Origin of the sequence: Mycobacterium sp. (genome assembly GCF_049608025.1) — a bacterium.
GTDB lineage: Bacteria > Actinomycetota > Actinomycetes > Mycobacteriales > Mycobacteriaceae > Mycobacterium.
Window position 1 is genome coordinate 13,076 of the sequence record NZ_JBMYXC010000014.1, and the last position, 21,431, is coordinate 34,506.

Genomic DNA, 21,431 nt, shown 5'->3' on the forward strand with positions numbered 1-21,431 from the left:
TGTGAGCCACACGAATCACCCACCGGAGGAACAGATCCTTGGCGATGACCCTCATCGATCTCTCGCCAAGCGATATGGCGCACCGGCTCAGCGACGCGCTGGCCGTGTACGTGGATGCGATGCGTTACCCGCGGGGCACTGAAGGCCAGCGTGCCTCGATGTGGCTCGAGCACACCCGCAGGCGAGGCTGGAAGGCCGTCGCTGCCATCGACCTCGCCGACGCCGACGTCACCACGGCGACCGCGCTGAGCGCTGGGCCCATGCTGGGCATCGCCTACGGCTACCGCGGAGCCCCCGACCAGTGGTGGCAGCGGCAGGTCGTCGCCGGGTTGCGCCTCACCGGCGCTGATCAGACGCAGATCTCGGCGCTGATGGACAACTATTTCGAGCTGACCGAACTCCACATCCACCCCCGCGCCCAGGGCTGCGGTCTGGGTGAAGCGCTGGCCCGGCGGCTACTCGAGGACCGAGGAGAGCAGCACGTCCTGCTTTCCACCCCGGAGATCAACGGAGAAGCAAACCGGGCCTGGCGGCTGTACCGCCGCCTCGGCTTCAACGACATCATTCGCCGCTACCGCTTCGCCGGCGATCCACGCGCGTTCGCGATCTTGGGCCGCCCCCTGCCCCTCTAATGCCGCTCCCGCGGCGCCGCATCTGGCACGATGACCTGGTGCCGACCCGTCATCGCACCTACAAGCGTCTCCTCACCCTGGCTCTTCTGCTGTTGGTGGCCGCGCCTTCGCTGATCGGCTGTGTGCGTATCAGGGCGTCGATCACCGTGTCGCCCGATGACCGGGTGTCGGGCCAGATCGTCGCCGCGGCCAAAGCCCGCGACGCCGACGACAAGGGTCCGCAGTTGCTCAACAGCCTGCCGTTCGCCCGCAAGGTCGCCGTGTCGGAATACAGCCGCGACGACTACGTGGGCACCCAGGCGGTGTTCTCCGACCTCACGTTCGCCGAACTGCCCCAGTTGGCGAACATGAACCGGGATGCCGCCGGCGTCGACATCTCGCTGCGGCGGGCAGGTGACCTGGTAATTCTCGAAGGCCGCGTAGATCTCACCTCGCTCAGCGATTCCGAGGCCGACGTGTCGCTGACAGTCTCGTTTCCCGGCGAGGTGACCTCGACCAACGGTGATCAGATCTCCACCGAAGTCGTCGCGTGGAAGCTCCGGCCGGGCGTGGTCAGCACGATGAACGCTCAAGCCCGATACACGGATCCGAGCGCTCGATCCTTCACCGGAGCGGCGATCTGGCTGGGGCTCGCTTCGTTCCTGGTCGCAGGCATCATCGGCGCGCTGGCCTATGCCAGTCGAGACCGTTCCCCACGTGTCGGCGAACCGTAGGAGCGTCTGCCGCAGGCACGCCGGCCGCCGATCTCCCCCGCCGGCAGCCTGGCTTGTTACAACTTCATCTGCAGGCTCTACTCTGAAGTCCCTCGAGGGCAGAGTGGGGCGGACCGCGACGAACAGAGAAAGGGGCGCCCGCTGAGCGTGGATGCACCGGCGCCATCGGCCGTCGAACTGGCCGCGGCCATCACCGAACAACTGCGGGATCATCTCCGCGATCGCCGCCGCGACGCCGCATACATCGGTGCGGATTACGCGGTGCTGACCGAAGCACTCGAGGAGTTCGTCCTTCGCGGCGGCAAGCGACTCCGCCCGGCGTTCGCCTACTGGGGTTGGCGCGCGGTGGCGGGCACTGAGCCCGAGCCCGAAGTGCTCAGGCTCTTCTCGGCACTCGAATTGCTACACGCCTGCGCGCTCGTGCACGACGACGTCATCGACGCCTCTGCCACCCGGCGCGGTCTGCCCACCGTGCACCGGATATTCACCGAACGCCACCGCAGCAACAACTGGCGCGGATCCGCAGAGCAGTTCGGCCTATCGGCAGCGATCCTGCTGGGCGATCTGGCCCTGGTCTGGGCCGACGACATCGTCGCGACGGCCCCGATCGACATCGACGCCCACCGGCGGGTGCAGCGAGTGTGGGCGGCGATCCGCACCGAGGTGCTCGGAGGTCAATATCTCGACATCGTCGCCGAGTCCAGCAGCGCGGAGACGGTCGCATCGGCACTGACCGTCAACATCTACAAGACGGCCTCGTACACCATCTCGCGTCCGCTGCAGCTCGGGGCGGCCGCTGCCGCCGACTGCCCCGAGATCCTCGAAGCCTTCCACGAACTGGGTACCAGCCTCGGGGTCGCGTTCCAGTTGCGCGACGACGTCCTGGGGGTGTTCGGCGACCCCGCCGTGACCGGCAAGCCTTCCGGTGACGATCTGCGGTCCGGCAAACGCACCGTACTGCTGGCCGAAGCCGTTGGCCTCGCCGAGGAGCACGACCCGTTAGCAGCCCAGCTGCTGCGCGAGTCGATCGGCACCGAGTTGACGGACGCCCAGGTCAAGGAGGTATGTCAGGTGATCGAGTCGGTGGGCGCACTCGCTGCCGTCGAGGGCAGGATAGCTACGCTGTCCCGCCGTGCGCTGGACATCCTCGATGCCGCACCCATCGACGCCCAGGCCAAAGCGGGGCTCACCGACCTCGCAAGATTGGCCGCGAACCGGTCCGCCTGAGAGCATGACGACGCCCGCGCCGGCCCAGGCCCCGAGAACAGGTCTGTCAGAGTACTTTTCCCGGCGTGTTCTGCCGCAATTCCGCCGGCTGAAGGTGTTCACGCTCTCACCGGAAGCCCAACCCGCCCTGGTCGGCGCGATCGGTGCCGTCCTGATCACCGTAGGCGGACTCGGCGCGGGCAGCACCCGCCTGCACGACCCGTTGCTGGAATCGCTTCACCTGTCCTGGCTGCGGTTCGGGCACGGGCTGGTGCTGTCGTCGGTACTGCTGTGGGGCGGCGTGGCGCTGATGCTGATGGCCTGGCTGTGGCTGGGCCGACGAGTGATCGACCGCACCGCCGACGAGTACACGATGGTCGCCACCACCGGATTCTGGCTCGCCCCGTTGCTGCTGAGCGTCCCGGTGTTCAGCCGTGACACCTATTCCTATCTGGCCCAGGGAGCGCTGCTGCGCGACGGATTCGATCCGTATGTCGTCGGACCGATCGAGAATCCGAATTCGTTGCTGGACAACGTGAGTCCGATTTGGACGACCACCACTGCGCCCTACGGCCCGGCTTTCATATTGGTGGCCAAGTTCGTCACGATGCTGGTCGGCAACGATATCGTCACCGGGACGATGCTGCTTCGGTTGTGCATGCTGCCTGGCTTGGCGCTGTTGATCTGGGCGGCGCCGAGGGTGGCCCGCCACGTCGGCGCCAACGGCGCGACCGCGCTGTGGATCTGCGTGCTGAACCCGCTGGTGATCATTCACCTGATGGGCGGGGTGCACAACGAGATGCTGATGGTCGGGTTGATGATGGCGGGCATAGCACTGTCATTCCGCGGACACCACGTCTGGGGAGTCGCCCTGATCGCGGTCGGTGTGGCCGTGAAAGCGACGGCCGGACTCGCACTTCCATTCATGGTGTGGGTGTGGGCACGTAGCCTTCGCGATCGCCGCGGCTACCCGCCGGCGAAGGCCTTCGCGTTGGCCACCGCGGCATCGCTGCTGATCTTCGTGGCAGTGTTCTCGGTGCTGTCGCTGGTCGCGGGCGTCGGCCTGGGTTGGCTCACCGCGCTCGCCGGGTCGGTCAAGATCATCAACTGGCTCACGGTGCCCACGGCGACGGCAAACCTGATCAATGCGGTAGGCGGCCTCTTCGCGCCGGTGAACTTCTATGCGGTGCTCGAGACCACCCGCATCATCGGAATCGCGGCCATCGGGATCTCGGCACCGTTGCTGTGGTGGCGTTTCCGCCGCACCGACCGGGATGCACTGATGGGTATCGCTCTGCTGATGGGCGTGGTTGTGCTCTTCGTTCCCGCTGCGCTGCCGTGGTACTACACCTGGCCGCTGGCGGTCGTCGCCGCGCTGGCGCAATCGCGGCAGGCGATCGCGATCATCGCCGGTCTGTCGACCTGGATCATGGTGATCTGGAACCCCGACGGCGCGCACGGAATGTACTCCTGGGTACGGGTGCTGCTGGCTCTGGCGTGCGCCGCGGGGGCTTGGTACTGGCTGGCCAGAACGACCCCGGCGACCGAGCCCACTGTGGCGGGGATCAATAACCCATCGCCTGGGCGCGACGAACCACCTCACGGGCCTGGTGCGAATGCAGCGCATCGACCGGGCGGGCGTTAGCCTGCCGTTCGTTGGAGTGGTCACGGCTGATGGTCAGCGAAGGGTCGGGGGTGAAGAGCCACCGGACGATCTCGGTTTCGCGAAAACCCCCGTCGTGCAGTACCGAGAGTAGTCCGGACAAACTCTTGACCAAGTTTCCTGATTCATCGAAGAACGCCGCGGGTACCACGACCGAACCCGAGCGGCGGACGGCGAGCAGGTGTCGTTCTCGCAGATGCTGATGCACTTTGGTGACCGGAACCCCCAGCAGACCTGCCACCGTGGGCAGGTCATAGACAGCCTCGTCGGCATCCAAAATGTCCTCGGCCGCTGGAATACTGCTCACCACCCTGAGTTTAGGTGCACAGAGCGCCTGGATGGTTGCTAGGGCCCCGGCTCGTAACATGTGTTCGATGGAGACATCCCAGCAGGCTGACCCGCTCGCCGGGGCCGTGCTGGACAGCCGGTACCGGGTGGACAACCTGGTCGCGACCGGTGGGGTTTCGAGGGTATACCGAGGCTTGGACCTGCGACTGGACCGCCCAGTGGCGCTGAAGGTGATGGACACGCGCTACGCCGGCGACGAGCATTTTCTGATCCGGTTTCAGCGCGAGGCGCGCGCGGTGGCACGGCTGAAGGATCCCGGCCTGGTGGCGGTGTACGACCAGGGTATCGATGGCCGGCACCCCTTCCTTGTGATGGAGCTGATCGAGGGTGGCACGCTGCGGGAGTTACTCCGCGAGCGGGGCCCGATGCCACCGCATGCTGTTGCCGCAGTGCTGCGACCCCTGCTCGGCGGTCTTGCCGTAGCCCACCACGCTGGTCTGGTACATCGCGATATCAAGCCCGAGAACGTCCTGATCAGTGACGAAGGCGAGGTCAAGATTGCCGACTTCGGGCTGGTCCGCGCAGTCGCCGAGGCCAAGATCACCTCCACCAGCGTCATCCTGGGAACTGCGGCGTACTTGTCGCCCGAGCAGGTCGGCACCGGTGACACCGATGCACGGGGAGACGTCTACTCCGTCGGCGTGCTGGTATTCGAGCTGCTGACCGGCGCCACGCCGTTCACCGGAGATACCACGCTGGCCGTGGCCTACCAGCGGATGGACCATGACGTCGCGCCTCCCAGCTCGGCAATCAGCGGCATACCAAGGCAATTCGACGAACTGGTCCGCCGCGCCACGTCGCGCCAACCCGGGCAGCGATTCGCCGACGCGGCCGAGATGCTCGACGAACTCGAGGTGATTGTCCGCGAACTCGGACTTCCCCAATTCCGGGTGCCCGCACCGCGCAACTCGGCGCTGCACGACTCCGCGGCCATGGCGCAGGGGCCGCACCACGCTTCTCAGATCACCGAAAACCTGGACCGCCCCCACGAGATCGCGTCGGTCAGCCGACACACCAAAGCGTTCACCCGTGACGAAATGCCACCACCGGCACCCGGCCCCGACGAGGAATACCAGCATCACGACCAGTACCGGCCTGCCACATTCGCCGGAATCGAGCTGCCCGAGTTCGCCTGGGAGCGCCAGCGGGCCAAGCGTGCGCTGTTCTTCTGGGTCGTGGCAGCAATCACCCTGGCCGGCTTGGTGGCCGCCGGAGCGTGGACGCTCGGCAGCAACCTGAGCGTGCTGCTCTGACCCGTTCGGCACCGCCCCCTGCGGACCGAGATCAGTCGCGCAACATCTCGGCGACCAGGAAGGCCAACTCCAGCGACTGCTGGGTGTTCAGCCGCGGGTCACAGGCAGTCTCGTAGCGACCCGCCAGGTCGGTATCCGAAATATCCTGCGCACCACCGAGACATTCGGTGACGTTCTCGCCGGTGATCTCGACGTGGATGCCGCCGGGATGGGTTCCCAGGCCGTGGTGCACCTCGAAGAAACCCTGCACCTCGTCGACGATGCGGTCGAAGTGCCGGGTCTTGTATCCGGTCGAGGACTCATGGGTGTTTCCATGCATCGGATCACACTGCCAGATCACCTGATGCCCAGAGGCCTGGACCTTCTCGATGATCGGCGGCAGCACGTCGCGCACCTTGCCGTTGCCCATCCGGCTGACCAGTGTCAGGCGCCCGGGCACGTTGTGCGGATCCAGCCGCTCCACGTACTCCACCGCAACCTCCGGCGATGTCCCCGGGCCGATCTTCACACCGATCGGGTTGGCGATCACCTCGGCGAACGCGACATGGGCTCCGTCGAGCTGACGGGTGCGCTCACCGATCCACAGGTAGTGCGCCGACAAGTCGTAGAGCCTCGGGCTGGAGCCGTCGACGTCGACGTCGCCACCGCCCAGGCGGAGCATGGCCCGCTCGTAGTCGAGCACCAGCGCCTCATGGCTGGCGTAGATCTCGGCGGTGTCGAGATTGCGGTCGTTGACCCCGCAGGCGCTGATGAAGCGCAGCCCGCGGTCGATCTCCCCCGCCAGTGCCTCGTACCGGGCACCGGCCGGCGACGTGCGCACGAACTCCCGGTTCCAATCGTGCACCTGGTGCAGCGATGCCAGGCCCGACGAGGCCAACGCGCGTACCAGGTTCATCGCGGCACTGGCGTTGGCGTAGGCACGTACCAGTCGTGACGCGTCGTGCTCACGCACCGCCGGGTCGGGAGCGAAGCCGTTCACCATGTCGCCCCGGTAGGACCTCAGGCCCAGCGCGTCGACATCGGCCGAACGCGGCTTGGCGTACTGCCCGGCGATCCGGGCCACCTTGACCACCGGCATGCTCGCGCCATAGGTCAGCACCACCGCCATCTGCAGCAGCGTGCGGATGTTGCCGCGAATATGGGGTTCGGTGTTGTCGACGAACGTCTCGGCGCAATCCCCGCCCTGCAACAGGAACGCCTCACCGCGTGCCACGTCGGCCAGACGCGATTTCAACCGCTCGATCTCCGAGGGCACGGTGACCGGCGGGACGCTCTCCAACACCGTTCGCATCGCCTTCGCCTGATCGGCGGGCCAGCTGGGCTGCTGCAGAGCAGGCCGGGCGAGCGCCGCGTCCAGCCGTTGCCGCAGCTCCTCGGGCAGCGGCGGAAGGTCCGGCAGCTGGTCGATGGGTACGTCGACGGTCCAATTCACCCGTTCATGGTAACGGGCTCGAGCACGTGGTTCTTACCTGCGCGCGGGCACTTCCCCCGCCCCTGCGCCATGGGTCATCAGACGGAATCGATGCAGGTTGTGCACGGCGTCGACGAGGGCGTCATGGGCATCGCGGGGTCTCGGCGGCATCCGGGGGCACCCGCGCTCCTCCCAGAACTGACGTAACTCGCGGGTGAAGCGTGGTATCGCCGGCGGCAAATCGGTCATGGGCCCCCACAGCTGGCAGAGCACCACGTGGTCGTAGGCACCGACCCAAGCCCACAGCTCGATCGATTCGTCGCCGTCGACTCCCAAGAAATCCTCGAGCTCCGCCCTGATTTCCCGGCGCGAGCGCCACAGCGGCGATGCCGGCGACGGTAGTTTGGGCAGCACATTTTTGCGTACCCACCGACCCGCCCGCTCGGGATCGAATTCTGTTGATATAGCGTAATATTCGCGGCCGTCTTCGGCGGCGACACCAATCGAGATCAACTCGATGGTACGACCGTTGTCGATGAACTCTGTGTCATAGAAGTAACGCACAGTTATCTGACTTCCTGCCGGACGGGGTCGCGATCAGCGATGAACGCAAGAGCGCAACGCACCGTTGCGAGCCCAGAGTGCGGGACCGCGAAGCATACGTCTGGTTCCAAGGATGGATGCACCGGACAAAACTTACGCCGACCTGCGTGTGTCTAGTGCGGGATACCCGCTGAGGTGCCGGCGGGCACAGATAGTCTGTTCTGCGACATGAGTACTCGGCGCTCGCCCGGTGGGGCTGGTTGGGGGCCAACCCTCGCATGGCGGCTGTTTCAACTGCTTACCGCAGCGGCGATGGCCTGGGCGGCTTGGCGGCTCCTGGGGCACACCCCGTACCGGATTGACGTCGATGTCTACCGGATGGGCGGACGGGCCTGGCTCGACAATCGGCCGCTGTACGCCGACAGTGCGACCTTCCAGACCCAGGGTGGCCTGGAACTGCCCTTCACCTACCCTCCGCTGGCTGCCGTCCTGTTCTCCCCGTTCGCGCTGTTGTCGCTGGAGGGCGCGAGCGCGGCCATCACGCTGACCACGCTGATTCTGCTGGTGATATCGACGGTCATCCTGCTGACCCGGCTGGATGTGTGGCCCACGACCCGCGTCACGGGCGAACCGGCGTGGGCCAGGCGGTGCTGGCTGGCCGCCGCGATCGTCGCGCCCGCGGTGATATTCGTGGAGCCGATCCGGTCGAACTTCGACTTCGGTCAGATCAACGTCGTGCTGATGACGTTGGTCATCGCCGACTGCGTGCCGCGCAGGACGCCGTGGCCGCGCGGCCTGCTGCTCGGCATCGCCATCGCACTCAAATTGACGCCGGCTGTTTTCCTGTTGTACTTCCTGTTGAAGCGAGACACCCGCGCCTTGCTGGTCACCGCCGCCTCGACGGCCGTAGGGACAGTGGTCGGCTTCGCGTTCGCATGGCGGGACTCCTGGGAGTACTGGACTGAGACGGTGCGCAACACCGACCGCATCGGAGCCGCGACGCTGAACACCAACCAGAACATCGCAGGCGCGCTGGCCCGGCTGGGCCTGGGTGAAGGCGTGCAGTTCACGCTGTGGGTGGTCGCGTGCTTCGCGGTGCTCGGCCTCACTATCTGGGCCGGACGCCGGGCGCTGCGCGCCGAGCAACCCGTGCTGACGTTGATCTGCGTGGCGATGTTCGGCCTGGTGGTCTCCCCGGTGTCGTGGTCGCATCACTGGGTCTGGGCGCTGCCCACCGTGCTGGTGACAGCCGTGCTCGCGATGCGGCTGCGCAACATCGCACTCGGTGCGGTGTCGATAACCGGGCTGGCGTTGATGGTGTGGACCCCGATCGTCCTGTTACCGGAGCACCGGGAAACCGCGGCGTCCCTGTGGAGACAGATCGTCGGAAGCTCGTATCTGTGGTGGGCACTCGCGGTGATCATCGTCACCGGCGTTGTCGCGGTCCGCGACGCCGGCCAGGACGTACCCTCAGTTGACGCTGCGCCGGTCGTACCGGCCACGTGAAGACCCCGGCGGGCCCGCCGTGATGGTGGGCTGAGCCGGCTCAGCCGGCGGCTGCCTCGGGGAGCCGTGTCGGCGGTTTCACCACTCCCTCACCTTTTCCCTCTTTGATGTCGGCTGCGTAGAGGTCCACGTACTCCTGGCCGGACAACTGCATCAGCTCGTACATCACCTCGTCGATGACGGCCCGTTCGATGAAGCGATTTCCCGCAAGCCCTTCGAATCGGCTGAAGTCCATCGGCGCCCCGAACTTGACCTGCACCCGGCCGAATCGCCACATCTTGCTGCCCGGAGGGTTCACGGTGTCGGTTCCGATCATCGCGACCGGAATCACCGGCACCTGCGTCTGAAGCGCCAGTCGGGCCAACCCGGTCTTGCCCTTGTACAGCCGGCCGTCGGGCGAGCGGGTGCCTTCCGGGTACATCCCGAGGAGTTTGCCTTCTCCGACGATTCGCTGCGCGGTGGTCAGCGCGCTCTGGGCGCTGCCGGCATCAGCGCGGTCGATGGGAACCTGGCCGGCAACCGTGTAGAACCAGCGGGTGAACCATCCCTTGAGTCCAGTGCCGGTGAAATACTCGGCTTTGGCCAGGAAGGTGATCCGCCGATGGACCACCAGCGGTAGATAGAAGCTGTCCGCCACCGCCAAATGGTTGCTGGCCAGAATCACTGCTCCGGACTGCGGAACATGCTCCAGTCCTTCAATTTTCGGACGCCCGAGCATGCTCAGCACCGGCCCCATGAAAATGAACTTGAACAACCAGTACCACATGGACCCTCCGCATCACCCGACCGCGGGGCGGTCACAATGGCCTACCGCCGGCACGGCGCTCTGGGACAACCTTACCCACGGCGTGCGCACACGACTATAGATGCGCTTACTCCACTCAATCCGCCGGCTCAGCTGGCTCCGCCGACTCCTGGACCGTCACCGTGATGTTCTCATAGCGCCCGGGCTCCGGCGCGACGTTCGACGGCGGATCCGACGCGCTGTCCGCAGGCGGGTCGCCCGCCTGCGGCGCCTTGTCATCGAAGTTGTGCAGCATCGCCTCTACCAGCGCCAGCAGCGCAACGCTGTGCTCGGCGACGACGTTGAGCAATGGGTGTTCCTCGCCCGAGATCAGCGCGGCGAGCGCGCACACTGGGCACCAGACCTGCTCGCATTTGCCGGCACCGCCGGCCTGCGCCCGGGCCGCAAGCCCTCGTACCGCGGGGTCGAGCCTATCGAGGATCGAATACGCAAGTTGCCGCAGTTCGGGGGCAATGTCGGAGTGTTGGGACCCGGCTGCGCCGGCGTCGGTGTGAAACTCACTCAAGCCGGCCACACCTCCGGATTCGGTCGAAATCGTACAGTCAACTCGCTGCCGCGGAGACCAGCGTCGATGACAACGCATCGCCGCAACACCGATGCCAGCCGCACGCGGCGCCGCATCCCGCCGACGCCGATGATCAGGTCGTCGTCGACCCTACCCAATGCCAGCGCAGTGGAGTCCACCTGCGGTAGCTCCAGCCGGAGCCGATACACCGCGTCCAGTCCGCTCCCGGATTCCCGGTCGACGACAGGTCGCAACGGGCCGGGAGGTGGCGCACCATCCCGTCTGCGGGCGCGGTCGATCAGCTCGCCGAGCGCCTTGGCTCCGATCGGCTCGCCCGCGAGATGAGGCACCATGACCAGTTGAACGTCTCCGACGACACGATCGAGGTCCACCAGCACCGCCCGCTGCTCAGAGATCCGTTCTGCGTACCAGTCGAATGCCGGATGCTGCGGAAGCCTGGAGTATTCGAACGAATCGTCCTCGACGAGAAGTTGGTTGACGATGAGCTCTGATACCCGCACGCCCATCAACGCCAGCGAGCCCAGCGTGCGCACCGCTTCGGCGGCGACCACCCGCTCAGCTGTCATCACCACGTGGGCAGTAACCCGTGATCCGTCGGTCAGCATGGTGCTGAGCTGATCGGTACCCGCGCCGACCCGCTCGAGCAAGCCGATCAGCGCGGCCGAACGTGCGTCCTCGGCGCCGGACAGCCGGCGGTGCCTGGGCCAGGCACGCTCAAGATACAGAGCGAAGGTGGCGGGCAACGTGAGCATCCGCATAGCGTCGGCGGTAGACGCGCAGTCGACGACGACAAGATCCCACTGTCCCGAGTCCGCCAGCTCACCGACTTCGTGCAGGCCAAGCACCTCTTGAACCCCCGGCAACGCCGAAAGCTCCTCTGGTGCAATGTCTCCGATATCCGATTCGGGAAATCTCTCGGCCAGCAGCGCGGCGCTGTGCCGCCACCGGTCCGCCAGCAGCGCCAGCGTGTCGAGTGCGAGCGCGTCCAGGGACCCGCCGCCGGCATCCACCGTTTCGAGGTCAGCTGATACCCGGGTGGGCTCGCGCCGGCCGGTCGGGGCGATTCCCATTCCCAGCACATCGCCGGTCGAGTGCGCCTGATCGGTGGACACGATCAGGACCCGCATCCCGGACCGTGCGGCACGCACCGCCGTGGCGGTCGCCAGCGTCGACTTACCCACGCCGCCCTTGCCGACGAACAAGTTGATCCGGGTTTGCCGGGACTCCCGGCCCGCGTCGGCGGCGTGCCTGCGCTCAATCAGCCTCTACTCGTTTCTTGAGGTCCTTCAGTGCGGTGTCCGTCAGACGCCGTTCAGCCTTTCTTTTCAGCAGGCCGATCATGGGGATCATCAAGTCAACCGACAGCTCATAGGTGACGTCGGTGCCAGACCCCTTGGGAGCCAGCCGATATGCACCGTCCAGAGACTTCAGCAACGCGCTTGACACCAGCGACCACGTGACCGAGTTGCGGTCTGCGGGCCAGTCGTAGGCCAAAACCATGCTGTCCTTGAGGACTGCGGCGTCCAGAACCAGCCGGGCTACCTTCGGGTAGCCGGCCTCGTCGGTCTCCAGGACCTCGGTCTCGCGGTATTCGGCGACCCAGTCCGGATACGAGCCGATGTCGGCGATGACATCCAGAACCGTCGAAGGGTCGGCATCGATGTATATGGTCTGCGCCGTTTTGTCCGCCACTGAAATCAATCCCCGCTAGGTCTGGTCGCTGGCCAGAAATCTACTCCCCCGATTGTGGGTATGGCCCCGAGGTCCCACGATTGGCGGCTTCCCGGGTCTGCGGCCTCAGGCGTGTCGCGAGACCCCCACCGGACGCCCGGCCTCCAGCGTTCGTTTCACCTCGAAAGCCATCTCCTTGCCCGCCACCCGGCGCCGATGGGTCCGCTGGGCGAGGTTCATCTTCGCCAGTTCCCACGCCGCGGCACCGGCGGGCTCGGCGTGCAGGAAATAGTGCAGAACGACACCATCGGGTCCGTGGTCCATTTTTTCCAGCCAAACCTCCATGGTCCCCGTCACCGCGCCGGTCACCGTCCAACGCTGACCGGCCTCGCCACGGTCCTCGACCACCGTGAGACGCAGATCGGGCCACCACCGCAGCCAGTTCGCCGGGTCGGCGACCGCGTTGCCGACCGCAACCGGGTCCGCCGCGATGAAGGTCTCGTCGGCGATCTGGATGCTGTTCATGAAAGACTAGCTTCACATATGGCGGACCACCGACTCGAGACGGCTGACGTGGACGACTCAGTTGGACACGGCGCAGCCCGTGGAGCCGCCCGAGAACTATGAGAGGGTCCCACCTTGCGCGAGTTCAGCGTTCCCGCAACCTTCACCGTCGGTGAGCACGACAGCATCGTCAGCTCTGTCTACTCCCACGAACGCGACAATCCCGAGCATCCCATCTTCCAGCGTCTCGTGGACGGCAATTGGGTGGACGTGACGTGCGGCCAGGTTGCCGGTCAGATCCGTTCAGCAGCGCAGGGTTTGATCGCCCAAGGGGTTGAGGCCGGCGACCGGGTCGCGGTCCTGTCGGCGACACGGTACGAGTGGCCGATCCTGGACTTCGCCATCCTGTCGGTCGGTGCCGTGACGGTGCCGATCTACGAGACCAGCTCCGACGATCAGGTGCAGTTCGTCCTCGCCGATTCCGGCGCGGTGGCAGTGTTCGCCGAGACCGACGCCCACGTCACCCGGATCGAGGCGCTGCAGGACACCTTGCCGCAGCTGCGGAAGGTCTACTGCATCGAGGGCACGGGCACCTCAGCACTCGAGGAACTGGCCGAGGCGGGTCGGCAGGTCGACGCCGGCGCGGTCGACGAGCGGTTCGCGGCGATCAAGTCCGCCGACCCGGCAACACTGATCTACACATCGGGCACGACCGGACGGCCCAAGGGCTGCCAACTCACCCACTCCAACCTGCTCCACGAGATCCGGGGCGCCAAGGCGTGCTTCCCCGATCACTTGGCCAAAGGGGAGAAGCTGCTCGTCTTCCTGCCGCTGGCGCACGTACTTGCCCGCGCGCTGACCATCAGCGCCTTCGCGAACGGGGTGACGCTGGGCTTCACCAGTGACATCAAGAATCTGGTACCGATGCTCGCAGTGTTCAAGCCGACGCTGGTGGTTTCGGTGCCTCGAGTGTTCGAGAAGGTGTACAACACCGCCGAGCAGAACGCCCAGAGCGGCGGCAAGGGCAAGATCTTCGCGGCCGCCGCCGACGTTGCGATCGAATGGAGCAAGGCCCAGGACACCGGCGGCGCCGGACTCCTGCTCAAACTCAAGCACACGGTGTTCGACAAGCTCGTCTACAGCAAGCTGCGGGCCGCGCTCGGCGGCGAGTGCCATGCCGCGATCTCCGGCGGCGCGCCGCTGGGTGCCCGACTGGGCCACTTCTACCGTGGTGCCGGTCTGAGCATCTATGAAGGCTACGGGCTCACCGAAACCAGCGCGGCGATCACCGTGAACCGGGTCGGCGAGTTGCGCGTCGGTTCGGTCGGAAAGCTGCTTCCCGGTAACAGCATGCAGCTGGGCGAGGACGGGGAGCTTCTGGTCAAGGGCGGAGTGGTGTTCAGCGGTTACTGGGGCAACGAGACCGAGACCGACGCGGTGTTCTCCGGCGACTGGTTCCACACCGGCGATCTGGGGGCAATCGACGACGACGGCTTCCTTTCGATCGTGGGCCGCAAGAAGGAGATCATCGTCACCGCCGGCGGCAAGAACGTGGCACCGGCACTACTGGAGGACCGGCTGCGGGCACATCCCCTGATCAGCCAGGCGATGGCCGTGGGTGACAACCAGCCGTTCATCGCCACGCTGATCACCATCGACCCGGAGGCCTTCCCGGGCTGGAAAGAGCGCCACGGTAAGAACGCCGAGGCATCGGTCGCCGACCTGACCACCGACCCCGACCTCTGCGTGGAGGTCGAGTTGGCGGTCAAGGAGGCCAATCAGGCCGTCTCGAAGGCCGAGCAGATCCGCAAGTTCCGCATCCTGCCGGTCGACTTCACCGAGGAGACCGGCGAGCTGACGCCGACGCTGAAGGTCAAGCGCAAGATCGTAGCCGAGAAATTCGCTGCCGACATCGATGCGCTCTACAGCAACGACACCAAGGCCTGAACCTCCTGAGCGAACCTCTTTAGAGCAGCCGCCCCAAGCGCTGGGCCTGCAGGTGCCACTGCCACTGCTCGACCACCCAGCGTCGGCCGGCCGCGCCCATCGCCGCGGCACGACGGGGGTCGGCGAGCAGGTCGGTGATGGACCCGGCGATGGCGTCGAGGTCCCCGCCGTCGACGACGGCGCCGGTCTCCCCGTCGAGCACCGTTTCCGGCGCCCCGCCCGACCTGCCGGCCACCACCGGCACTCCACAGGCCGACGCCTCGAGATAGACGATGCCCAGCCCCTCGACGTCCAGGCCGGCACCGCGGGTCCGGCAGGGCATCGCGAAAACGTCGGCCATGGCATGGTGGGCGGGCAACTCGTGGGCGGGCACCCCTTCGGTGAACACCACATGCTCGGTCACCCCGAACGTATGGGCGAGGCGATGCAGCGACGTCCGGTAAGGGCCACCACCGACGATCACCAGCGCGGTACCCGGCACCCGTTCCCGGATCGTCGGCAGAGCTCGGATCAGCATGTCCTGGCCCTTGCGAGGAACCAGTCGTGACACGCAGACCACCACCGGGCGCCCGCCGAGGCGGTATCGGGCCCGCAGCTCGGCCCGTGCGACCTCGTCGGGGGCGAACCTGTCGGTATCCACCCCGGGGGGTACCAGCTCCAGCGCTGCGTGCGGCCCGAATGCCGAGGCGATCCGCCCGCGGGTGTAGGAGCTGATGTAGGTGACCACGTCGGCGTCGTTGCCGATGCGGCGCAGCGCCGTTCGTGCCAGCGGCAACATCGACCAGCCCACTTCGTGTCCATGCGTGCTCGCGATGATGCGGTCGGCCCCGGCGGCGCGCGCTATCGGGCTCATCAACGCCAGCGGAGCCGCGGCGCCGAACCACACCGTGTCCACGTCGCGTTCGGCGATGAGCCGTCGCATGCGCAGCGCAACCGTCGGCTCGGGCACCATCAGGGTTCCGGGGTGACGCACGATGTCGTACCCGGCTGCCGCGGCTGATCTGTCATATTCGGGCGCGCCCTTCCACTTCGGCGCGTAGACGGTCACGGTGTGGTCCCCTGAGGCCCCGGCAGACCCTATGACCCCCGGAGGCCCTGAGACCCCGGCGGACCCCGAGGCGGCGGCCGCAGAGCCGGTGAGGTGGGCGACCAGTGCCTCGAGGTAGGACTGGATGCCGCCCCGGCGAGGGGGAAAGTCGTTGGTGACCAGCAGAACCCGGCTCATCGCGTCCCGATCATGGGTTACCCCACTGTCGCCATCCGGTGAGCACCACCGGCAGCTCGACACCGAGTGCATTCCGGACCGCGGTCGCGACATCGGGATGGCCCGGCCTGCCGGCTTCCAGATATAGCGCCCGCAGCCCGTCAGTGCCGTACGCGTCGGCGATGTACGAGGCGAACGACCAGGCCCGGTCGTAGGCCGCCGAGCGGCCGGGGCCCGCGGTAGCCAACTCGGCGTCGGTCGGCAGTCGCCCTGAAAGGGCCGACGGTACCGACGCCGGCGGTTGCGCAATAACCGGTCGGCCGACAAAATCGGCGACCCCCTCGGTGAGCCACGTCGGCGCGTCGGCGGCAGTGTCAGCGCGTGCCGCGTAATGGAAAAGCTCATGGCGCAGGACTATCCGGAGGTCGGCCGTGTCGATCGCGGCGGCACCGGGCGAGAACATGATGCGGTCGGCAGTCGCGGTCGCCGCGACGTCAGCGCCACCGCCTGCCAGGGTGGCGAACTGCTCCGGTGACCCGGCGACGACGATGACGAGATCGCGGCGCCACTGCGGACCCCAGAAGGCGCTGACCGCATCGGTCGCACCGGGCAACTCGGTGGAGATGACATCGAGCAACGCGGCGCCGTCGGGGGCACCCAGATCGATCAGTTTCGCGGTCCGGCCGTCGGGCGTGGTCACGGTGCGAGAGGACGGGGCGGTCGCCACACCCGATGGAACGGCGGTCGCGACGCCCGATGGAACGGAGGTCGCGACGCCCGATGGAACGGAGGTCGCGAGAACTCGCGATGCGGACGCGGGACCGGCGGGAACAATCTGCGGTCCGCCCACCAGGAATGCCGCACAGATCAGCTCGGCGCCGAACACCGCGCCGAGTCGCCGCCGAATCACCGCGCGCCGGTTTACCGCGCGGGCCGCCTCAGTAACGCCGAACCTCAGTAACGCCGCACGTTGTAGATCGGCGCGTTGTACACGTTTTCGACTCGCACCGGGATGCCGTAGGTGGACGCATGCACCATCATTCCGTCGCCGATGTAGATGCCGACATGCGACGCGTCCGAGTATTGAATAACCAGGTCACCGGGCTGCATCTGATCTGTCGAGACCGCCTGCCCGCCATTGGCCAGGGCTTGGCTGGAATGCGGAAGCGAGATCCCCGCCTGCTGGAAGGACCACATCACCAGGCCTGAGCAATCGAAGGCACCCGGGCCGGACCCACCCCATGAATATGGGGAGCCGATCCGGCTCAACGCAGCCTGGATCACCGTGTTCGAGTGGGGCGCTCCGGGAGGCGCGATATCGCCCGGGGGAATCGCCTCGGGCAGGCCCGGTAGCGGTTCGGGGGCCGGGGGTGCAGCCAGGATGGCTGGATCCTGCCCTGGCGGCGCCTCGGCGGGCGGGGCCGGAGGAGGCGGCGGAATCGCGGCGAGTACTTCGCGCTGGATCGGGGTGAGCGCCTCGTATTGAGCCTTGACGATGGCGATCTGCACTTGCAGCTGGCTCTGCTTTGACTGCAGATCGGCACGCACGGCCGCGGCCTGCTCGGCGGCCGTCTTGGCCTCGTTGGCCGATGCGGCCGATGCCTGTTCGGCGAGCTGAGTCTGGACGCCGAGTTCGCGATAGCCGATCATCTGGGCCCGCATCTCGTGAGCCATCACGCGCTGCACGGAGAGCTGGTCGATCAATCCCTGCGGCGATTTGGCGGTCAGCATCGCGTCGAATCCGGAGGTGCGCCCACCCATGTACTGGGCGGCGGCCAGAGTGTTGACCGAATTCTGGAACGTGGCGAGCTTCGCCCTGGCTGATTCCAGCGCAGCAGTATCGGCGGCGTGTTTGGCTTCTGCCTCCTGCTGAACCACCAGTTTGTTGTCCAGATCCAGCTGGGCCGAGTGCATGGCCTCGGTGGTCTGCTCGGCCTGCCGAGAAAGGTCAGTGAGCTTTGCCAGAGCGTCGTCGGCGGGATCGGCCAGCGCCTGGCCGGCCACCGCCGAAACGAAAATAGTCACACCGGCTATCGCGGTGATGACGGGTCCCCAAGGGAGCCAACTGCTCCGGTGCGCGCGATTGAGCCTCAAGGTTTTGTGTCCTTCAACTGCCGTAGAGAATCGTCTCAAACTGCATTTAGGTCTCAGTAAGGTTACGAAACGGCAACGGCCTTGTCCAACGGAAGCCGCAAATTTAGCAGTCGGTCCTGTGATGGGCGCGCCGTCGGTGCCGACGCGTGTCGTCAGGCAACGCCCGTACCGCCATGCCGATGGATCGGCACGAGCCGCAATCGCGGAGCCAGCCCCACGTCAGCGAGCGCTTCTAGCGCCAATCGCTCGTCCACGAGCAATTTTTCGGGCACGCCGAGCAAAACACTGACGACGCAATCCTGACATCCCGCTCCGCGGACGGCGCAGTCGTCGCAGTCGATCTTCACCGTTCCGGTCTCATCTTCGGGATCCGGCAGTGCACCCGGTAGCCGCTGATCCTGTGCCATCGCACTCGTCCTCTCGATCGGTGTTCAGGCGCACCTTATCGGCGGGTACCGACACATCCCCCGTGTGTGAGTCTGCGACGTTCCCGACCGAGATACGGCGGGGTTGGCCTTGGTTGTCAGATGCGGCGCCTAGGTTCAGCACATGGGCCAACTGAGCTTTGCGGACGTCGATCCGTTTGCTGAGCCGACCTTGCGGGAAACCACGTTCGTCGTCGTCGATCTCGAAACCACCGGCGGCCGCTCTTCGGGAGACGGGCACGACTCGATCACCGAGATCGGTGCGGTGAAGATCCGTGGCGGCGAGGTGCTCGGCGAGTTCGCCACCTTGGTCGACCCTGGCCGGGACATCCCGCCCCAGATCGTCGCGCTGACGGGCATCACCTCGGCGATGGTGTTCGACGCCCCGAAGATTGATCTCGTTCTGCCCTCTTTTCTCGAGTTCTCCCGGGGCGCGGTCCTGGTCGCCCACAACGCCGGCTTCGACGTCGGGTTCCTGCGCGCCGCGGCCGAACGCCATCACCTGACCTGGCCCAAACCTCCGGTGTTGTGCACCGTTCGACTAGCGCGCCGCGCGCTCACCCGGGACGAGGCGCCCACCGTCCGACTGTCGGCGCTGGCGCGACTGTTCGGCGCCTCGACAACGCCCACCCACCGGGCCCTCGACGACGCGCGGGCGACCGTCGACGTGCTGCACGCCCTCATCGAACGGGTCGGCAACCAGGGTGTGCACACCTACACCGAGTTACGCTCCTATCTGCCCGATGTGACACCGGCGCAGCGCGCCAAGCGCCACCTCGCCCGAGGCCTGCCGAGCGGCCCCGGGGTATACCTGTTCCGCGGGCCCTCAGGCGAGGTGCTCTACGTCGGTACGGCCGTCAACCTGCGCCGGCGGGTGTCGCAGTATTTCAACGGTGCCGATCCCCGGACCAGGATCAAGGAAATGGCCTCGCTGGCCACTGCGGTCGACCACGTCGAATGTGCCCACGATCTGGAAGCCGGAGTCCGGGAACTACGCCTGCTGGCCGCTCACGCACCCCAGTACAACCGTCGGTCGAAGTTCCCCCGGCGCTGGTGGTGGCTGACCCTGACCGACGAAGCCTTCCCGCGTTTCACCGTGGCGCGGGCGTCACGCGGCGCCAGCACCGTCGGGCCCTTCCGATCCCGCGCCGACGCTCGGGCGGCCGCCACGTTCATCGCGCGGTTCACCGGCGTTCGCACCTGTACCACCCGATTGGGCCGCTCGGCAGTGCACGGGCCGGCCTGTCCGGAACTGGAGGTCTCCGGGTGCCCGGCCGCTCGCGGCGTGAGCGCCGCCGAGTATGCCCCCGCGCCACAAGATGCGCTCGCGCTGATCGACGGGCGCAGCAGCCAACCGCTGGCGGCGGCGCTGTCGCACATCGCCGAGTTGGCCGAGCGCCGGCGCTACGAGACTGCCGCGCGGTTGCGCGACCAGGCCGCGGCCACCATCGACGTGCTGTGGCGCAGTCAGCGGCTTCGGGCGCTGGCCTCCGTCTCCGAGATGGTGGCCGCCAAACCCGACGGCGACCACGGCTGGCACGTCGCTGTGATTCGCCGTGGCCAGCTGGCGGCCGCCGGCGTGGCGCCCCGCGGAGTGCCGCCGATGCCCGTCGTGGACGCCCTCATCGCCGGCGCGCAGGCGATCTTGCCCACGGCTGAACCCCTGGGGGGCGCACTGGTCGAGGAGACGGCGCTACTCACCCGTTGGCTCGCCCAATCCGGAGTCCGGATCGTGCGCGCCGATACGGGCTACTGCTCGCCGATGGGCGCGGCCGGGCGCTGGTCGCCGTGGGCGGCGTCGGCCCGCTCGGCACGCCTTGCCGACCAACAGCTCGCGAACGTCACCGATTCACAGTTGCTGGGTGAACCGCACCCAACGCGCGAGCAGCTGTTCGGCTCCCCCGGAGTCGATCGCCTCGGTCGCGCGGGCCAGACCGGACTCCCAGGCCGGAACCCACTCGGAGTCGCCGGATAGGCCGGTGTGGGCCACCAGCGCACCTGCGGCGTTGAGAACGACCGCGTCGCGAACCGGCCCCCTCGCGCCGCCCAGAACGGCCCTGGCCGCCGCCGCGTTCGATTCGGCGTCGCCGCCAACCAACTCGGAAATCTCAGCGCGCCGGAAGCCGAAATCGGCCGGGTCGAACGTCAAACGTTCGACCGTGCCGTTGTGTACCCGCCAAATCGTGCTCGTCGTGGTGGTCGTCAATTCATCGAGCCCATCGTCACCGTGCACAACCAGAACACTCGACCCGCGGCCGGCGAACACGCCCGCCATCACCTCCGCCAGATCACCCCACGCGCAGCCGATCAGACCGGCGCGCGGAGTAGCCGGATTCGTCAGCGGGCCGAGCAAGTTGAACACCGTCGGCACACCAATCTCTCGCCGTACCGCACCCGCGTGCCGATAGGACGGATGAAATTGCGGGGCGAACGCGAAACCGATGCCGACTTCGGCCACGCTGCGGGCGACCTCATCGGGGCCCAGATCGACACGCACCCCCAGCGCTTCGAGTGTGTCCGCTCCACCGGCCAACGATGAGGCGGCACGGTTGCCGTGTTTGACCACGGGGACGCCGGCTGCGGCCGCCACGATCGATGCCATCGTTGACAGGTTGACCGTGTTGGCCCCGTCACCACCGGTACCGACCACGTCCACCGTCTCGGTGCCGATCGTGTCGGTCGGCACCCGCCGCGCATGCCGCAGCATTATGTCGGCCAATTCGGTGACTTCAGCCGAATTGGGGCCCTTCATCTTCAGCGACACGCCGAAGGCGGCGATCTGCGCCGGGGTCGCGGCGCCCGTCATGATCTGGTCCATCGCCCAGGCCGCCTGCCCGGGCGCAAGCGCCTGATCCGTGGTCAACCTGCCGAGAATCACTGGCCAGGTGTGGATCGCGACCGATTCGTCGTGCGACGCGTGGTGCCCGGAGGTAGGAATCATCGAAAGATTATGACGAATTACTCCACCCGGGTGGAGTTC

At 66.9% G+C, this 21,431-nt stretch carries 20 protein-coding genes and 1 pseudogene; 8 read left to right on the plus strand and 13 right to left on the minus strand.

What is annotated here, in order from left to right:
• Positions 1–38: 38 nt before the first annotated feature.
• The 4 genes from ACPGXI_RS07140 to ACPGXI_RS07155 all read left to right on the plus strand — a co-directional run bounded on the left by ACPGXI_RS07140 (position 39) and on the right by ACPGXI_RS07155 (position 4,196).
• Positions 39–632, plus strand: a complete 594-nt coding sequence (locus ACPGXI_RS07140) for a GNAT family N-acetyltransferase (RefSeq protein WP_526651256.1) — start codon at positions 39–41, stop codon at positions 630–632.
• Entirely contained in the window at positions 632–1,345 is a 714-nt protein-coding gene (locus ACPGXI_RS07145; protein ID WP_526651258.1) for an LppM family (lipo)protein, read from the plus strand. Before ACPGXI_RS07140 ends, ACPGXI_RS07145 begins: the two co-directional genes overlap by 1 nt.
• A gap of 147 nt (positions 1,346–1,492) precedes the next feature.
• Complete coding sequence (gene idsA2, locus ACPGXI_RS07150; RefSeq protein ID WP_526651260.1) at positions 1,493–2,572, plus strand: bifunctional (2E,6E)-farnesyl/geranyl diphosphate synthase; 1,080 nt, start codon at positions 1,493–1,495, stop codon at positions 2,570–2,572.
• A gap of 4 nt (positions 2,573–2,576) precedes the next feature.
• Positions 2,577–4,196, plus strand: a complete 1,620-nt coding sequence (locus tag ACPGXI_RS07155; RefSeq protein ID WP_526651262.1) for an alpha-(1->6)-mannopyranosyltransferase A — start codon at positions 2,577–2,579, stop codon at positions 4,194–4,196.
• On the opposite strand, the gene ACPGXI_RS07160 is transcribed toward ACPGXI_RS07155, so the two are convergent.
• Positions 4,117–4,521, minus strand: coding sequence for an Rv2175c family DNA-binding protein (locus ACPGXI_RS07160; protein WP_526651264.1), 405 nt, complete (start codon positions 4,519–4,521; stop codon positions 4,117–4,119). The two genes, ACPGXI_RS07155 and ACPGXI_RS07160, sit on opposite strands and share 80 nt — an antisense overlap.
• 58 nt (positions 4,522–4,579) lie before the next feature.
• Here ACPGXI_RS07160 and ACPGXI_RS07165 point away from each other — a divergent pair, with 58 nt between their 5' ends.
• Complete coding sequence (locus ACPGXI_RS07165) at positions 4,580–5,815, plus strand: protein kinase domain-containing protein (RefSeq protein WP_526651266.1); 1,236 nt, start codon at positions 4,580–4,582, stop codon at positions 5,813–5,815.
• Between the two features lie 31 nt (positions 5,816–5,846).
• Here the strand turns inward: ACPGXI_RS07165 and ACPGXI_RS07170 are convergent, their stop codons facing one another.
• Both ACPGXI_RS07170 and ACPGXI_RS07175 read right to left on the minus strand, forming a co-directional pair.
• Positions 5,847–7,247, minus strand: coding sequence for a class II 3-deoxy-7-phosphoheptulonate synthase (locus ACPGXI_RS07170; RefSeq protein ID WP_526651268.1), 1,401 nt, complete (start codon positions 7,245–7,247; stop codon positions 5,847–5,849).
• Positions 7,248–7,280: 33 nt separating this feature from the next.
• Positions 7,281–7,790 carry a polyadenylate-specific 3'-exoribonuclease AS gene (locus tag ACPGXI_RS07175; protein ID WP_526651270.1) on the minus strand — a complete coding sequence of 170 codons (510 nt, stop codon included), beginning with the start codon at positions 7,788–7,790 and terminating at the stop codon, positions 7,281–7,283.
• Between the two features lie 207 nt (positions 7,791–7,997).
• On the opposite strand from ACPGXI_RS07175, the gene ACPGXI_RS07180 reads away from it, so the two are divergent.
• Complete coding sequence (locus ACPGXI_RS07180; protein WP_526651272.1) at positions 7,998–9,275, plus strand: glycosyltransferase 87 family protein; 1,278 nt, start codon at positions 7,998–8,000, stop codon at positions 9,273–9,275.
• 40 nt (positions 9,276–9,315) lie between these two features.
• Here the strand turns inward: ACPGXI_RS07180 and ACPGXI_RS07185 are convergent, their stop codons facing one another.
• From ACPGXI_RS07185 to ACPGXI_RS07205, 5 genes are all read right to left on the minus strand, one after another.
• The gene (locus ACPGXI_RS07185) at positions 9,316–10,041 is read right to left on the minus strand and encodes a lysophospholipid acyltransferase family protein (protein WP_526651274.1); all 726 of its coding nucleotides are present in this window, start codon (positions 10,039–10,041) and stop codon (positions 9,316–9,318) included.
• A 115-nt stretch (positions 10,042–10,156) separates the two neighbouring features.
• Complete coding sequence (locus ACPGXI_RS07190) at positions 10,157–10,585, minus strand: hypothetical protein (RefSeq protein WP_526651276.1); 429 nt, start codon at positions 10,583–10,585, stop codon at positions 10,157–10,159.
• Entirely contained in the window at positions 10,582–11,814 is a 1,233-nt protein-coding gene (locus tag ACPGXI_RS07195) for an ArsA family ATPase (protein ID WP_526651380.1), read from the minus strand. Before ACPGXI_RS07195 ends, ACPGXI_RS07190 begins: the two co-directional genes overlap by 4 nt.
• Positions 11,815–11,860: 46 nt before the next feature.
• Positions 11,861–12,298 (minus strand): SRPBCC family protein, encoded by a 438-nt coding sequence (locus ACPGXI_RS07200; protein ID WP_526651278.1) that lies wholly within the window; start codon positions 12,296–12,298, stop codon positions 11,861–11,863.
• 105 nt (positions 12,299–12,403) lie between these two features.
• A complete protein-coding gene (locus ACPGXI_RS07205; protein ID WP_526651280.1) occupies positions 12,404–12,802 on the minus strand; it encodes a polyketide cyclase / dehydrase and lipid transport in 399 nt (132 codons plus the stop codon).
• A gap of 114 nt (positions 12,803–12,916) precedes the next feature.
• Between ACPGXI_RS07205 and ACPGXI_RS07210 the strand changes: the two genes are divergently transcribed.
• Positions 12,917–14,728: an AMP-dependent synthetase/ligase gene (locus tag ACPGXI_RS07210; protein WP_526651281.1), complete on the plus strand. Its 1,812-nt coding sequence runs from the start codon at positions 12,917–12,919 to the stop codon at positions 14,726–14,728.
• Between the two features lie 19 nt (positions 14,729–14,747).
• Here ACPGXI_RS07210 and ACPGXI_RS07215 read toward each other — a convergent pair whose 3' ends face one another.
• The 4 genes from ACPGXI_RS07215 to ACPGXI_RS07230 form a co-directional block, all read right to left on the minus strand.
• Positions 14,748–15,953, minus strand: coding sequence for a glycosyltransferase family 4 protein (locus ACPGXI_RS07215; RefSeq protein ID WP_526651283.1), 1,206 nt, complete (start codon positions 15,951–15,953; stop codon positions 14,748–14,750).
• Positions 15,954–15,963: 10 nt separating this feature from the next.
• The gene (locus ACPGXI_RS07220; RefSeq protein ID WP_526651285.1) at positions 15,964–16,842 is read right to left on the minus strand and encodes a peptidase; all 879 of its coding nucleotides are present in this window, start codon (positions 16,840–16,842) and stop codon (positions 15,964–15,966) included.
• Positions 16,843–16,886: 44 nt separating this feature from the next.
• Positions 16,887–18,026: a peptidoglycan hydrolase RipC gene (ripC, locus tag ACPGXI_RS07225; RefSeq protein WP_526651287.1), complete on the minus strand. Its 1,140-nt coding sequence runs from the start codon at positions 18,024–18,026 to the stop codon at positions 16,887–16,889.
• 152 nt (positions 18,027–18,178) lie between these two features.
• Positions 18,179–18,433, minus strand: coding sequence for a hypothetical protein (locus ACPGXI_RS07230; RefSeq protein WP_526651289.1), 255 nt, complete (start codon positions 18,431–18,433; stop codon positions 18,179–18,181).
• 142 nt (positions 18,434–18,575) lie between these two features.
• Between ACPGXI_RS07230 and ACPGXI_RS07235 the strand changes: the two are divergent.
• Positions 18,576–20,363, plus strand: a pseudogene (locus ACPGXI_RS07235) (DEDD exonuclease domain-containing protein); the annotation flags it as partial.
• Here ACPGXI_RS07235 and trpD read toward each other — a convergent pair.
• Complete coding sequence (trpD, locus tag ACPGXI_RS07240; RefSeq protein WP_526651291.1) at positions 20,301–21,392, minus strand: anthranilate phosphoribosyltransferase; 1,092 nt, start codon at positions 21,390–21,392, stop codon at positions 20,301–20,303. The pseudogene ACPGXI_RS07235 and the gene trpD overlap by 63 nt on opposite strands.
• Between the last annotated feature and the right edge of the window lie 39 nt (positions 21,393–21,431).

Coding starts and splice junctions, on each gene's coding strand:
- ACPGXI_RS07145 (WP_526651258.1), top strand. CDS start 632: ATGCCGCTCCCGCGGCGCCGCATCTGGCACGATGACCTGGTGCCGACC.
- ACPGXI_RS07155 (WP_526651262.1), top strand. CDS start 2,577: ATGACGACGCCCGCGCCGGCCCAGGCCCCGAGAACAGGTCTGTCAGAG.
- ACPGXI_RS07165 (WP_526651266.1), top strand. CDS start 4,580: ATGTGTTCGATGGAGACATCCCAGCAGGCTGACCCGCTCGCCGGGGCC.
- ACPGXI_RS07180 (WP_526651272.1), top strand. CDS start 7,998: ATGAGTACTCGGCGCTCGCCCGGTGGGGCTGGTTGGGGGCCAACCCTC.
- ACPGXI_RS07185 (WP_526651274.1), bottom strand. CDS start 10,041: ATGTGGTACTGGTTGTTCAAGTTCATTTTCATGGGGCCGGTGCTGAGC.
- ACPGXI_RS07205 (WP_526651280.1), bottom strand. CDS start 12,802: ATGAACAGCATCCAGATCGCCGACGAGACCTTCATCGCGGCGGACCCG.
- ACPGXI_RS07215 (WP_526651283.1), bottom strand. CDS start 15,953: ATGAGCCGGGTTCTGCTGGTCACCAACGACTTTCCCCCTCGCCGGGGC.
- ACPGXI_RS07230 (WP_526651289.1), bottom strand. CDS start 18,433: ATGGCACAGGATCAGCGGCTACCGGGTGCACTGCCGGATCCCGAAGAT.
- trpD (WP_526651291.1), bottom strand. CDS start 21,392: ATGATTCCTACCTCCGGGCACCACGCGTCGCACGACGAATCGGTCGCG.